Source organism: Paenibacillus humicus NBRC 102415, assembly GCF_004000905.1.
GTDB lineage: Bacteria > Bacillota > Bacilli > Paenibacillales > Paenibacillaceae > Paenibacillus_O > Paenibacillus_O humicus.
This window is the reverse complement of sequence record NZ_BIMD01000008.1, coordinates 51016-63618: the sequence shown is the minus strand read 5'-3', so window position 1 is coordinate 63618 and position 12603 is coordinate 51016. Positions and strand designations below refer to the sequence as shown.

Here is a 12603-nt window from a genome sequence, read left to right as displayed (position 1 = left end):
CGATAGGCGGTCCGCGCCTAGCGCGCGGATGCCGTAAGTGCGATGTCGATGACTTCCTCGATCGAGGCGATGGTGCGGTGGCGCTTGATGAGCTCCTTGCCGATCGCCAGCGCCATCCGCTTCGCGCGCTCGCGGACGGCGTCGTCCGGAATCGCGTCGAGATCGGCGACATGGGCGAACCCGACGACGCGGCGGACCATCTTGGCGCCGGCGAATCCGGCCGTATCCTGCAGCAGGCGGTTCATATAGAGATCCTGGAAGCCCTCCGCTACGGAGAAGACGGGATCCTTGCCATGCTCGTCCCACAGCGTGCGGAACTTGGCGGCGAACTGAGTCCATACGCCGCGAACGGTCTCCGTCAGGAATTCCCGGTACTGCTTGCGGGAATCCGCCTCCGGGCTCCAGTGCTCCTGTCCGGCAAAGTTCAGCAGCAGGTTCGCGATGACTGCGCCGATATCGAAGCCCATCGGGCCGTAGAAGGCGAACTCGGGGTCGATGACCTTGGTGGAGTCGGGCAGGGCGAAGATGCTGCCGGTATGAAGATCTCCGTGAAGCAGCGCCTCTCCGCGCGTGAGGAACTTCTCCCTCAATACGGCGATTTCCAGATGGAGCGCGGCGTCCGTGCGGAGCGCCAGCGCCTCGTCGGCGATCGAATCCTCATAGTTGTTGCGCTCATGCTCGCGGTAAGGCTCGTCGAAGATGAGGTCTTCCGTGATCTGGCACAGCTCCACGTTGACGAACGACTGCTGGCGCAGCTTCTTCTCCTGCTGGCTCATGCCCAGATCCGAGGTGAAGAACAGCGTCTGGGCGAGGAAGGTGGAGATGTCGCTCGCGAATCGCGGATACAGCGTGCCTTCCATCAGCCCTTTGCGCATGATGACATGGCTGCTGAGGTCTTCCATGACGGTGATGGCCTGCTCCTGGTCGGTGAAGTAGACTTGCGGCACCAGCTCAGGCGCCAGGCTGTGCTGGATCTTGAGGGCTTCGCCTTCGATCCGCGCGCGGTCGACCGACAGCGGCCAGGACTCGCCGAACACTTTGACATAAGGCAGCGCCTGCTTCACGATAAGCCCCTTGCCGGTCGCAGGCTCGGTAATATGGAAGACGAGGTTCAGGTTGCCGTCGCCGATCTCGGTGCATTCCAGCTCCGCTCCGGGAGCGAAGACTCCTTCCACCGTGCGGGCGAGCTCGACCGCTTCCGCCTCGCTGTAGGGATGATATGCTGGCATTAGTGATTTCCACCTTTCATGGGTAGCATAATAAAAGAAGGAACAATTCATGAGAATCGCTTGCGGCCGCGTGCGTACGCCAGGCTCTTGTTCTACATAAGCTCTAATTATAGCCCATCTTTTTTAGACTTGAAATAGGCTCGTTTGATATAATGGGGCGAATATGCTTGACGGGTGAAAGGATGTGTGGCCGAAGTGAACGTACCTGACGGAGCCGGCGCAGGAGCCGCCGCGCTGAAGGAATGGGCCGTCGCGGTCCGGGCGCTCGAGGAAGGGCGCCAGATCGTCGTCCTGCGCAAGGGCGGCATCGCCGAGGAGACCCGCCATTTCCGGCTGGAGCGGCCGGATTTTTATCTGCTCCCGGCTTATGAGCATCAGCGGCCGGAGCTTCTCAAGGAGGAAGCCCGCCCGATTCTGGACGAAGTGCTCGGAGAATGGGACGGTCCGGATGCGGGCGCGGTGTCGATATCGAGCTGGGCTCATGCGGTCGAGGATATTCCGGTTACGGACCCGGGCGTTCTGGAGCGGATCAGGGAGAGGCATATCTGGACGGATTCCTTTGCCGAGGAACGCTTGAAATGGAAGAAGCGGGATCCGCTGCATGTGCTGCTGCTTCGGGTGTACAAGCTGAGGCAGCCGCTGCGGCTGCCGATGGAGCCGGCTTTCACCGGCTGCAAGTCGTGGATTTCCTTGCCTGGGGGGCTTGGAGCCGATCATTCGGAGCCTGTGCTTGGAGACGAGGAGTTCAACCGAATGAGAATGGAAATCCGCAGCTTGCTCGGAGCGGCCGAGATTAATTGATTTATAACGAGTTTTATACTAAAATTATTATTGAGAACGACTGAGAATGACCTTCGGGCGCAATTGCTCCCGGAGACTCGCAAAGCAGACAGCTTCCACGGCGGAATCCGCCAGGCGGTACACCGTCGCCGGAAGTACTCATATTTGAAGGGAGCATTTCAAAGATGGCAACGCAATTCGTCATTGACGGACTCAAGGCAACGATCGAAGGCAAGGAAATTCTCAAAGGCATCAACCTCAGCATGAAGGGTGGAGAAATCCACGCGATCATGGGACCGAACGGAACGGGCAAAAGTACGCTGGCTTCCGCTCTCATGGGGCATCCGAAGTATGAAGTGACCGAAGGCACCGCGACGCTGAACGACGAGGATCTCATGGAAATGGCCGTGGACGAGCGCGCCCGCGCAGGCCTGTTCCTGGCGATGCAGTACCCGAGCGAGATTTCCGGCGTGACGAACTCCGACTTCCTGCGCAGCGCGATCAACGCCCGCCGCGAGGAAGGCAGCGAGATTTCCCTCATCAAGTTCATCCGCCAGATGGAAGGCAAGATGAAAGAGCTGGACATGAACCCCGAGTTCGCCCACCGCTACCTCAACGAAGGCTTCTCCGGCGGCGAGAAGAAGCGCAACGAGATTCTGCAGATGATGCTGTTGGATCCGAAGGTCGTCATCCTGGACGAAATCGACTCCGGCCTCGACATCGATGCCCTGAAGATCGTCGCGCAAGGCGTCAACGCGATGCGTTCCGAGGACCGCGCTTTCCTGGTCATCACTCACTACCAGCGCCTGCTGAACTATGTCAAGCCTGACTTCGTGCATGTCATGATGCAAGGCCGCATCGTCAAATCCGGCGGTCCTGAGCTGGCTGAGCGTCTCGAGGCGGAAGGTTATGACTGGGTTAAGGCTGAGCTTGGCATCGAAGACGAAACAGTCGGCCAAGCCTAAGACGGGAGGGAACCAGATGAGCACAGAAGTATCGAACCCCGTTGAACGGGCATATGCGGAAGAAGTATCCCGCGGCAAGGGCGAGCCGGCATGGCTGACCGCCCTGCGCGGCGAAGCGGCCGAGCTGTCGGCAAGCCTGGAATGGCCGAAGCCGGAGAAGACACGCATCGACCGCTGGAATCTCGGCGCGCTTGGCCAGCATGGCCAAACCACGCCGCTTGCTTCCGAGAACGAGCTGCCTGAGCAAGCGGCATCGCTCGTAGCCGGCGCGCAGGCGCTGCTGGTGCAGCGCGGATCGGGCAATGTCCTGCGCCGCCTGCCGGAGGAGCTGGCTGCCAAAGGCGTCATCTTCACGGATCTCGAGACGGCTGCTTCCGAGCATTCCGAGCTGCTGCAAAAATACCTGTTCAAGGCGATCGCCAAGGACGAGAACAAGCTGACGGCGCTGCACGCGGCGCTGTGGAACGGCGGCGTATTCCTGTACGTGCCGAAAAATGTCGAGGTCGAGGTTCCGCTGCAGGCCCTCTTCTACAACGAGGATGCATCGGTATCGTTCGCTCCGCATATCGTCATCGTGGCCGAGCGCCACAGCCGCGTGACTTATGTCGACAACGCTCTTACCGTAGGCGGAGGAGCCGACGCGGTCCACCATTCCATGGTGGAGATCTTCGTTGAAGCCGGCGCCCACGTCGACTTCGCTTCGATCCACCAGCTGGGCTCCAACGTAATCGACATGTCCGTACGCCGTGCGGTGCTTGAGAACGACGCGCGCATCCAATGGGTGATCGGCGATCTCAACGACGGCAATGTCATGTCCGACACGCTGTCCGTCCTCAAGGGCAACGGCTCCTCCTCGGATGCGGCCGTCGTCAGCATCGGCGCGGGCAAGCAGCGCATGAGCCTGACGACTCAGGCGAAGCATTTCGGCCTGAACTCCGACAGCAACATGGTCACCCGCGCCGTCATGAGAGACGAAGCGACGGCGATCATCAACGGCATCACCAAGATCGAGAAGGGCGCGACCAAAGCCAACGGCGTTCAGACGGAGAAAGTTCTCATGCTGAATCCGAAAGCACGCGGAGACGCGAACCCGATCCTTCTCATTGACGAGGATGACGTAACGGCAGGCCACGCGGCCAGCGTAGGGCAAGTCAACCCCGAGCAGGTCTACTACTTGATGAGCCGGGGCATTTCCAAGCAGGATGCAGAACGGCTCATCATCTACGGATTCCTGGCGCCGGTTGTAACTGAAATTCCGATCGACGCGGTCCGCGAGCAGCTGCAGCAACTGCTCGAAAGGAAGCTGAACGCCTAATGAATATCGAGGAGATCAGGAAGCAGTTCCCGATTCTTCATCAAGAGGTGAACGGGCATCCGCTCGTTTACCTCGACAGCGCGGCGACTTCCCAGAAGCCGCGTTCCGTCATTGAGGCCGTCAAGCGGTATTACGAGTATGACAACTCCAACGTACATCGCGGCGTCCATACGCTGGGCTCCCGTGCTACGGACGCCTACGAAGGCGCCCGGGCGCGCGTCGCGGAGTTCATCGGCTCTCCTTCGCCGGAGCAGATCATCTTCACACGCGGCACGACTTCCGCGCTGAATCTGGTCGCGTCGGGATATGCCCCGTCCGTATTGGAGGAAGGCGACGAGATCGTCATTACGCCGATGGAGCATCACAGCAATCTGATTCCATGGCAGCAGGCGGCCAAGCGCTCCGGCGCGGTGCTGAAGTATATTCCGCTGCAGCCGGACGGCTCGATCTCGCTCGAGGACGTGGAGAAGACGATTACGGACCGTACCAAGATCGTATCCGTCATGTACGTCTCCAACGTGCTCGGCGTCATCAATCCGATCAAGGAAATCACCGAGATCGCGCATCGCAGCGGCGCCGTGATGGTCGTCGACGGCGCGCAGAGCACGCCGCACATGAAGATCGACGTGCAGGCGCTCGATTGTGACTTCTATGCCCTTTCCGGGCACAAAATGTGCGGGCCTACCGGCATCGGAGCGCTCTACGGGCGCAAGTCGCTGCTGGAGAACATGGAGCCGATTGAATTCGGCGGCGAAATGATCGACTTCGTCGACCTGCAGGATTCCACCTGGAAAGACATTCCTTGGCGCTTCGAGGCCGGCACTCCGATCATCGCAGGCGCGATCGGCCTTGCGGCAGCGATCGACTTCCTGGAGGAGATCGGCCTCGACAACATCGACCGTCACGAGAAGGAGCTTGCGGCCTATGCCTACGGCAAGCTGTCGGAGATCGACGGCATTACGATCTACGGTCCGCGCGAGGGCCGCGTCGGCCTGATTACGTTCAATCTCGACGACGTGCATCCGCATGACGTGGCGACGGCGCTCGACTCCGAAGGCATCGCCGTGCGGGCCGGCCACCATTGCTGCCAGCCGCTGATGCGCTGGCTGGATGTATCGGCCACTGCGAGGGCAAGCTTCTATCTGTACAATACCGAGCAGGATGTCGACGCTCTGGCGGCTTCCCTGCTGCGGACAAAGGAGTTCTTCGGACATGCAATTGGATGATTTGTACCGCAGGGTCATCATGGATCACTATAAAAACCCGCGCAACCGTGGTACGATGGACGAAGACGCCGTTACGATCAACCTCAACAATCCGACCTGCGGCGACCGCATTTCTCTCCAGCTCCAGCTGGAAGGAGACGTGGTCAAGCAGGCGAAGTTCACCGGAGAAGGCTGTTCCATCAGCATGAGCTCGGCTTCCATGATGACGGAGGCGGTCAAGGGCCGCACGCTTGAAGAGGCTTACGCCATGGCCGACAGGTTCTCCTCTCTCATGAAGGGCGAGCCGGTGGAATTCGAGGAGCTTGAAGATATAGAGTCCCTGTCGGGCGTGAACAAATTCCCGGCGCGCATCAAGTGCGCCACCCTGGCCTGGAACGCCCTGCGCAAGGGCGTCGAGGCTCAGGGCAAGTAGGCTTGATTGCAGTCCGTCGCTTCTGCGACGGTTTTGGTTGGTGACTTTCCGTTAAGCAGGATAACGCAGAAAGCGATGAATTCTGGAGAAGCGCAGGTCCGACAACTCCATTGATTCTTTGCAGCAATAGCGCAAAGGGAGTGTCGGCAAGCGGTCGCCTTTGTTCCCGGATTCCAACTGTCAGTTGATGTTGAAAGGAATCTGGGAGCAACAGCGATTGGAAGAATCATTGGTTTCGGAGTGAATACTGTGCAATGGGGAGTTCCAATCCCATAACAAGGAGCGTGAAAACCATGGCAAAATCGATGCCGGAAATGGAAGAATATAAATACGGATTCCGCGACGAGCACAAATCCATTTTCCAGTCGGGCAAAGGCCTGACCCCGGAAATCGTCCGTACGATCTCCGAAATGAAAGGCGAGCCGGAATGGATGCTTAAATTCCGCCTCAAGTCCCTGGAGCAGTTCAACAAAATGCCGATGCCGACATGGGGCGGCAACATGGACGATCTTGATTTCAACGACATCCAGTACTATGTCAAGCCTTCCGAGAAGCAGGGCAAGACATGGGAAGAAGTGCCGCAGGAAATCAAGGAGACGTTCGACAAGCTGGGCATTCCGGAAGCCGAGCAGAAGTTCCTCGCCGGCGTATCCGCCCAGTACGAATCCGAGGTCGTCTACCACAGCATGCAGGAAGACCTCGAGAAGCAGGGCGTCATCTTCATGGATACGGACTCCGCTATCCGCGAGCATCCCGAGATTTTCCGCGAGCACTTCGGCACGGTCATTCCTCCGGCGGACAACAAGTTCGCTGCGCTGAACAGCGCGGTATGGTCCGGCGGCAGCTTCATCTATGTTCCTAAAGGCGTCAAATGCGAGGTGCCTCTGCAGGCTTACTTCCGCATCAACTCCGAGAACATGGGCCAATTCGAGCGCACGCTGATCATCGCCGACGAAGACAGCTTCGTGCACTACGTCGAGGGCTGCACGGCTCCGGTCTACAGCACGAACTCGCTGCACAGCGCGGTCGTCGAGATCATCGTGAAGAAGAACGCCCGCGTCCGCTACACGACGATCCAGAACTGGGCTCCGAACATCTACAACCTCGTCACCAAGCGCGCCGTTGCTGAAGAGAACGCCACGATGGAGTGGGTCGACGGCAACATCGGCTCCAAGCTGACGATGAAATACCCGGCTGTCGTCCTGAAGGGACGCGGAGCGAAAGGCATGGTTCTGTCCATCGCCGTCGCAGGCAAAGGCCAGCATCAGGATGCCGGCGCGAAGATGATCCACCTTGCTCCGGACACGACGTCGACGATCGTCTCCAAGTCGATCTCCAAGCACGGCGGCAAAGTATCCTACCGCGGCCTGACCTCCTTCGGACGCAATGCCGAAGGCGCCAAAGCCAACATCAAATGCGATACGCTCATTCTCGACAATCAGTCCACGTCCGACACGATCCCGTACAACGAGATCATGAACGACAACGTGACGCTCGAGCATGAAGCGACCGTCTCCAAAGTATCCGAGGACCAGCTCTTCTACCTGATGAGCCGCGGTCTGACGGAAGCCGAGGCGACGCAGATGATCGTCATGGGCTTCATCGAGCCGTTCACGAAGGAGCTGCCGATGGAGTATGCGGTCGAGATGAACCGTCTCATCAAGTTCGAGATGGAAGGCTCGATCGGTTAATCCGCTCAAGCCATTCTCCCCGTGCTTAGCACAAATAGAGCAGGCGCCCCATTTGAGGCGCCTGCTCTATTTGCGCATTCAGTTGCTCATATCCGTAAATCCCGGAGCATGCTCGTTCGGCATGTCCGGGTTGAACGGAACCGGATAACCTAGCGGTGGAGGCGTGACCTGCAGCTCGCCGCCGCTGCGGCTCGGGGTCTGGCCGCTGAAGATTCCCCGATGCGGGTATCGTCTAGGCGTACTTGTCGAGATCGTAATTCGGCACCGGGAACAGCTTGCCCCAGCTGACGCCGAGCGTCTCGAGCGCCTTGGCGAATGCGTTCTGATGCGCGTTGTCGCGCACGATCAGGAAGCCGAGCGTCTCCCGGAACGTTTTGTTGGAGCTCATCTCATAAATGCGGGACTTCTGAAGGACGCCGGTCGATTCCAGGACGACGTTGTCTGCTTGCTTCTCGGAAGAGAGTTCATTTCCCGAACATTTCCGCTATGCCCAGCGGGTCGAAATAGAGGCAGCAGCTGCCCAGCATGACCATCTGTCCGTATTTTTCCTGGTAATGGATGATCGATCTCCCGAGGAACTCCTCCGTTACCTCCAAATAATCCGCAATCTCGAATGCATTGCGGCAGCCCGCCCGGTAGGCGTCGACGAAGTCGGGTAAAGGAATCAGCTTCTCGTAAGCCCAGTTGCGGGCTCTCTTTTCCTGCTTGCGGTTGACCAGCTTGGACTGATCGGTGATGTCGCCTGCCGTGGTATGATAATGCCCCAGCTCCTCGGCGAGAATGCAGCCCTTCTCGGCTGCGGTGGGGATGTTCCGGTTCAGCAGGATGGCCTGGCTGGATCTGCTCTCGATATAGAGTCCCTTGATTTCTTCCGGCAAATCGGCCTTTTCACTCAGAAAGACGGGCGTTTCCCGCAGCAGGCTTTCATATTTCGTCATGAACCCTCTCTCCTAAACCGAATGCTATTTTTTGGACAAGGCGATGCGCACCGCCAGCTTGATCTGCTCCAGCTCCTGGCTGGACAGCGGACCTTCATGGCCGACCCGGTGGGCGGCAAGCGTCAGAATCTCTTCATCGCTAAATTCGCTGGTCCGCAGACTGCCATCCGAAGCTGCCCTGTCTCCGGAATCTCCTGCAGGACCGGCGTCGAAGCGGCCCATTGACCGTCCGAGCAAATAATCGGAAGAAACGCCGAGAATATCGGAGAGCTGGTTAAGCTTGTCGCTCGGCGGAGCGCTCTTGTCCCGTTCATAACTGGAAATATTGGCTTCCGTCATTTGAAGCCTGACGGCAAGCTGCATTTGCGTCAATCCTCGTTTGATCCGGTATTCCCGGATTCGTTTGCCTAATGACATGTCTGCGACCTCCGTTCGATCCTTTTTCAGCTATTGCCCAAATATAATTTGAGTGCTATAGTAGGGATACATTTCGTGGATAACCAGCATTTGGACGGTCTGGATGTATGCAGGGGCATATGGTTTATAATGACGATGAAAACGGGAAAACAAGGAAAGCTCATCGATTTCGCTCAAATTATATTTTACTTCTAGGCTCGATTATATAAGCAAAACGTCCAAAGCACAAGCCGGATGTGAGGAGAGAGGCTTCACCCGAAAATAACTCAAATATAATTTTAGCTATATCCAAGGAGGATGACAGATGGAGATTGGAAGACAGCGTGAAATGATGCCGGCATCCGCGGCCCCCCGCAAAACGATCGAGGAGCTGGTCGAGGAGCTGGACAACAAGCAGGTCGAAAGCCTCGTCCGCGATGCGGCCAAGCGATACCGCGCGATCGGCGTTCAAGCGAAGGCTCTCGGCAATTACTCGATTGGAGGCGGCATGACGGTCAGCCGGCTCAATCAGGAGGATCAGCTTCAAGATTTGCACAAGCGTCTCCGTCCTATGCCTTCCTATATGTATTTGAACGCACATGAGCAGAAGCTGGAGACCGTTGCCCACGCTTACCTGGACAAGTACCCGGCGGGTACGAAAGCTCAGCTGGCCGCCATTCCGAAAAAGGGCGCCGATCTGGAGGACGACAGGCTGCTGCGTGAGCTGAGAGGCAAGGTCGAGAAGGTGGTCGAAGCGAGAGCCGGGAGGCAAGGGGATTACGATGCCGTGATCGAAAGAATGACGAAGCTGCAGGCGCTGCTGGAGGAAAAGGAGCAGACGGATGAAGCGGTCCGTCTTGTGGAGGAGGAGCGGGACGGCTTCGGCCAGCTCATCCGGCTGTATTACCTGGAGCAAAGAACGGCGGATTCCGCGGCCATCGCTTTATGTGTATCGAGGCCGACCTTCTTTCGCTGGAAGCCGCAGGCGGCAAGGATGTTCCTTCGGGTGCTGGAGTGGCAGCGGGGGTGAGGGGAATCTGGAGGAGAGGAAAAGGAACAACCAAGGCAAGCTTCCGAATCGCGGAGCTTGCCTTTTTCATTGCACTCGACAGGCGGAACTTGCGGACTTGAATCGGGATGAGACGGTGTTGAGACGGGAATGAGACGGATATGAGCCTTTGAGGCGGGTTTGTCCGTGCTAATATGCTAGTATCAGGAACGATGAAAGAGAGAAGCCGTCCGGCATACAGGACGGCTTCCTTTCGTTTTCATGCAAGCCTGATGATGCGAGAGCTGGACGAAAGGAGGAATGGCCGTGTCCGTAATGGGCGCGATAACCGTAGACGATCCGGAGAATCTCCGGAAGCGGTTGAAGGATTTGGAGAAGGAGTGGCCCGCGCTGATGGGACGAGTGCTGGCCGAGGAGGCCGGCAAGCTGGCCGCCATGGCTGCGGAGCATACTCCTCCCTTATGGGCGGGCAGCCGCCGCGGCTGGAAAACCGGCCCCGTCAAGACGGGCGGAGCGCTGATGAGCGTGGATGTCTACCACCCCGATCCTGCGGCGGCGAAGCTCGAATACGGGAGTCGCGACGGAGGAGGCCGGCAGCAAGGGCGGTTCATGCTGGCGCTGGCGATGTCCCGGCTGGAAAGGGAATGGCCGGCAACGCTTGGACAAGCGCTGGATGCCATGCTCAGCGGCAAGGGGGGAGCGGGACGATGACAGCGATGAAACAAGTGGCGATGGCCGTCTCCCGCTCGCTGCAAGCCGAGTTTCCCGGCGTTCCCGTCATCAACGGGGAGGAGCCGGGCGGCGGGCCTCCAGCCGCGGGGGCGTATTTCGAGGTGAGGCTCCTGGCAGGAAGCCGTCAGCATCAGCTCGGAGGCCGGTACCGGCAATCGGACACTCTTCTCGTCGCCCACCGGCCGGCCGAAGGCGCGTTGGCGGCGACGCCGGCGGATTCGCTTTACCGGCTGCTGGACCTGGTGACGCTGCCGGATGGGACGGCTGCCAGAGGGAGCGGCATCAGCCACGAGCTGGTCGACGGGATGCTTTATGCAAAGGCGGCCTACGTTTCCTACGGCGGGGTGCAGCAAGAGCCGGGCATCATGATGCACAAATTAATGGAGGAGGTTGAGCCGATTGGCCCGACAAACGAAGGAAGAAAGCGGCATGCCTGAGGAACAGGCTGTCTATGGCAAGGAACAGCTTTTGGCCAGCGAGCTCTACTTCCCGCTGCGCGATCTGCTGACCGTGCTGCTGGAGGACGGAGCGTCTTATACAAAAGAGCAGGTAGCGGAGAAAGTGGACGAATTCATGAAAAGGGAGGCCGTATAACATGGCAGGAGGCACATTTACAGCAATGAACAAGGTAAGGCCGGGCGTCTATATCAACTTCGCAACGAGCGGGGCTCCGGTTGTTCTCGGAGAACGGGGAACGGTGGCGCTGGCGCTGCCGCTGTCTTGGGGAGCTCCGAGCGCGCTGACGGTTCTCGGTGCGGGAGAGGATACGACGGCGAAGCTCGGCTACAGCTTGGCGGCTCCGGAAATGCTGCTGGTCCGCGAGGCGTTCAAGCGCGCCAGCCGGCTGCTGCTGTACCGACTGAATGGAGGAACAGCTGCCAAGGCGACGAGCGGCACGCTGACCGCTACAGCCAAATATGCCGGCGTCCGAGGCAACGCTCTGTCGATTGTCATTGCGGCGAGCGTGGACAAGGCCGGCCAATTCGATGTGACGACGATGCTCGAAGGAGTCGCGGTGAACAAGCAGACGGTGGCGAACATCGCCGGTCTGGCGGCGACCGACTGGATCGTCTGGAGCGGAACGGGCGAGCTGGCGGCGACAGCGGGAGCGCCTCTGACCGGCGGCGCCGATGGAACGGTGACGAACCAGAATTATACGGATTTCCTTGCCGCTATCGAGCTGCAGGATTTCAATACGGTCGTTTACACGGGTACCGATGCCGTCATTAAAGGGCTCTTTGCCGCCTTCGTCAGCCGTATGCGCGAGGATGAGGGACGCAAGATCCAGACCGTGCTGGAAAATTACACGACGGCCAATGACGAAGGCGTCATCAGCGTCAAGAACGGCGTCAAGCTGGACAACGGCACCGTGCTCACCGCCGGCCAGACCGCGGTATGGGTAGCAGCCGCTACGGCTGCCGCAGCGGCGAATGAATCGCTGACTTATTCCCGTTATGAGGGTGCGGTCGATGCGGCTCCTCGCATTACGAACTCGGCGACGATCGCCGCCCTGCAGGGAGGCGAGTTCCTGTTCACGGCACGGGGAGGCGGCGTCGTGGTGGAGCAGGATATCAACTCCTACCGCTCGCCGACGGCCCTGAAGGGCAAGGTGTTCGGCAAAAATGCGGCGCTGCGCGTGCTGGATGGCTTGGCCAACGATTTCAAGAACGCGTTCGAGAATTTCTATATCGGGAAAATGGCCAACAACGACAACGGCCGCTCCCTATTCCGCAAGGACTGCGTGAAGCTGATGGATCAATATCAGGCTATCGGCGCCATCCAGAATTTCGATCCCGGCCAGGACATCAGCGTGTCGCAGGGAGCGGAGCCGGATACGGTCGTTGTGAATGCCGCGATTCAGCCGGTCGACTCGATTGAAAAAATCTATATGAAAGTTCAGGTGAAGTAAA

At 58.8% G+C, this 12603-nt stretch carries 14 protein-coding genes and 1 pseudogene; 11 read left to right on the top strand and 4 right to left on the bottom strand.

Translation table 11 applies throughout. From position 1 onward, the window contains the following. Positions 1-17 precede the first annotated feature (17 nt). A complete protein-coding gene (mtnK, locus tag PHU01S_RS07915; protein WP_048749388.1) occupies positions 18-1229 on the bottom strand; it encodes an S-methyl-5-thioribose kinase in 1212 nt (403 codons plus the stop codon). A 195-nt stretch (positions 1230-1424) separates the two neighbouring features. Between mtnK and PHU01S_RS07910 the strand changes: the two genes are divergently transcribed. The 6 genes from PHU01S_RS07910 to sufB all read left to right on the top strand — a co-directional run bounded on the left by PHU01S_RS07910 (position 1425) and on the right by sufB (position 7618). Then, positions 1425-2030, top strand: coding sequence for a DUF1802 family protein (locus PHU01S_RS07910; RefSeq protein WP_084781383.1), 606 nt, complete (start codon positions 1425-1427; stop codon positions 2028-2030). Between the two features lie 164 nt (positions 2031-2194). Beyond that, entirely contained in the window at positions 2195-2974 is a 780-nt protein-coding gene (gene sufC, locus PHU01S_RS07905; protein ID WP_048749392.1) for a Fe-S cluster assembly ATPase SufC, read from the top strand. Between the two features lie 16 nt (positions 2975-2990). Beyond that, positions 2991-4289 (top strand): Fe-S cluster assembly protein SufD, encoded by a 1299-nt coding sequence (gene sufD, locus PHU01S_RS07900; protein WP_049867883.1) that lies wholly within the window; start codon positions 2991-2993, stop codon positions 4287-4289. Continuing rightward, entirely contained in the window at positions 4289-5515 is a 1227-nt protein-coding gene (locus tag PHU01S_RS07895; RefSeq protein ID WP_048748820.1) for a cysteine desulfurase, read from the top strand. The genes sufD and PHU01S_RS07895 overlap by 1 nt, the downstream gene beginning before the upstream one ends. Next, positions 5502-5927, top strand: coding sequence for a Fe-S cluster assembly sulfur transfer protein SufU (sufU, locus tag PHU01S_RS07890; protein WP_021882199.1), 426 nt, complete (start codon positions 5502-5504; stop codon positions 5925-5927). The genes PHU01S_RS07895 and sufU overlap by 14 nt, the downstream gene beginning before the upstream one ends. Before the next feature lie 293 nt (positions 5928-6220). Beyond that, positions 6221-7618 (top strand): Fe-S cluster assembly protein SufB, encoded by a 1398-nt coding sequence (gene sufB / locus PHU01S_RS07885; RefSeq protein ID WP_048748824.1) that lies wholly within the window; start codon positions 6221-6223, stop codon positions 7616-7618. Between the two features lie 78 nt (positions 7619-7696). Here sufB and PHU01S_RS07880 read toward each other — a convergent pair. The 3 genes and pseudogenes from PHU01S_RS07880 to PHU01S_RS07870 all read right to left on the bottom strand — a co-directional run. Then, positions 7697-8060, bottom strand: a pseudogene (locus tag PHU01S_RS07880) (manganese catalase family protein); the annotation flags it as partial. Positions 8061-8082: 22 nt separating this feature from the next. Then, the gene (locus PHU01S_RS07875) at positions 8083-8556 is read right to left on the bottom strand and encodes an ImmA/IrrE family metallo-endopeptidase (RefSeq protein ID WP_048748826.1); all 474 of its coding nucleotides are present in this window, start codon (positions 8554-8556) and stop codon (positions 8083-8085) included. 24 nt (positions 8557-8580) lie between these two features. Further along, a complete protein-coding gene (locus PHU01S_RS07870; RefSeq protein WP_021880849.1) occupies positions 8581-8973 on the bottom strand; it encodes a helix-turn-helix domain-containing protein in 393 nt (130 codons plus the stop codon). A gap of 304 nt (positions 8974-9277) precedes the next feature. Here PHU01S_RS07870 and PHU01S_RS07865 point away from each other — a divergent pair, with 304 nt between their 5' ends. The 5 genes from PHU01S_RS07865 to PHU01S_RS07845 all read left to right on the top strand — a co-directional run bounded on the left by PHU01S_RS07865 (position 9278) and on the right by PHU01S_RS07845 (position 12602). Then, positions 9278-9982 carry a hypothetical protein gene (locus PHU01S_RS07865; RefSeq protein ID WP_021880850.1) on the top strand — a complete coding sequence of 235 codons (705 nt, stop codon included), beginning with the start codon at positions 9278-9280 and terminating at the stop codon, positions 9980-9982. A gap of 285 nt (positions 9983-10267) precedes the next feature. Next, positions 10268-10672 carry an HK97 gp10 family phage protein gene (locus PHU01S_RS07860; RefSeq protein ID WP_127507011.1) on the top strand — a complete coding sequence of 135 codons (405 nt, stop codon included), beginning with the start codon at positions 10268-10270 and terminating at the stop codon, positions 10670-10672. Then, entirely contained in the window at positions 10669-11130 is a 462-nt protein-coding gene (locus PHU01S_RS07855; RefSeq protein WP_127507009.1) for a phage tail terminator family protein, read from the top strand. Before PHU01S_RS07860 ends, PHU01S_RS07855 begins: the two co-directional genes overlap by 4 nt. After that, positions 11123-11287 (top strand): hypothetical protein, encoded by a 165-nt coding sequence (locus PHU01S_RS07850; protein ID WP_164763016.1) that lies wholly within the window; start codon positions 11123-11125, stop codon positions 11285-11287. The genes PHU01S_RS07855 and PHU01S_RS07850 overlap by 8 nt, the downstream gene beginning before the upstream one ends. Positions 11288-11312: 25 nt before the next feature. Next, a complete protein-coding gene (locus PHU01S_RS07845; protein ID WP_307721787.1) occupies positions 11313-12602 on the top strand; it encodes a phage tail sheath family protein in 1290 nt (429 codons plus the stop codon). Position 12603: the final 1 nt, after the last annotated feature.

Coding starts and splice junctions, on each gene's coding strand:
- mtnK (WP_048749388.1), bottom strand. CDS start 1,229: ATGCCAGCATATCATCCCTACAGCGAGGCGGAAGCGGTCGAGCTCGCC.
- sufC (WP_048749392.1), top strand. CDS start 2,195: ATGGCAACGCAATTCGTCATTGACGGACTCAAGGCAACGATCGAAGGC.
- sufD (WP_049867883.1), top strand. CDS start 2,991: ATGAGCACAGAAGTATCGAACCCCGTTGAACGGGCATATGCGGAAGAA.
- PHU01S_RS07895 (WP_048748820.1), top strand. CDS start 4,289: ATGAATATCGAGGAGATCAGGAAGCAGTTCCCGATTCTTCATCAAGAG.
- sufU (WP_021882199.1), top strand. CDS start 5,502: ATGCAATTGGATGATTTGTACCGCAGGGTCATCATGGATCACTATAAA.
- sufB (WP_048748824.1), top strand. CDS start 6,221: ATGGCAAAATCGATGCCGGAAATGGAAGAATATAAATACGGATTCCGC.
- PHU01S_RS07875 (WP_048748826.1), bottom strand. CDS start 8,556: ATGACGAAATATGAAAGCCTGCTGCGGGAAACGCCCGTCTTTCTGAGT.
- PHU01S_RS07870 (WP_021880849.1), bottom strand. CDS start 8,973: ATGTCATTAGGCAAACGAATCCGGGAATACCGGATCAAACGAGGATTG.
- PHU01S_RS07865 (WP_021880850.1), top strand. CDS start 9,278: ATGGAGATTGGAAGACAGCGTGAAATGATGCCGGCATCCGCGGCCCCC.
- PHU01S_RS07855 (WP_127507009.1), top strand. CDS start 10,669: ATGACAGCGATGAAACAAGTGGCGATGGCCGTCTCCCGCTCGCTGCAA.
- PHU01S_RS07850 (WP_164763016.1), top strand. CDS start 11,123: ATGCCTGAGGAACAGGCTGTCTATGGCAAGGAACAGCTTTTGGCCAGC.
- PHU01S_RS07845 (WP_307721787.1), top strand. CDS start 11,313: ATGAACAAGGTAAGGCCGGGCGTCTATATCAACTTCGCAACGAGCGGG.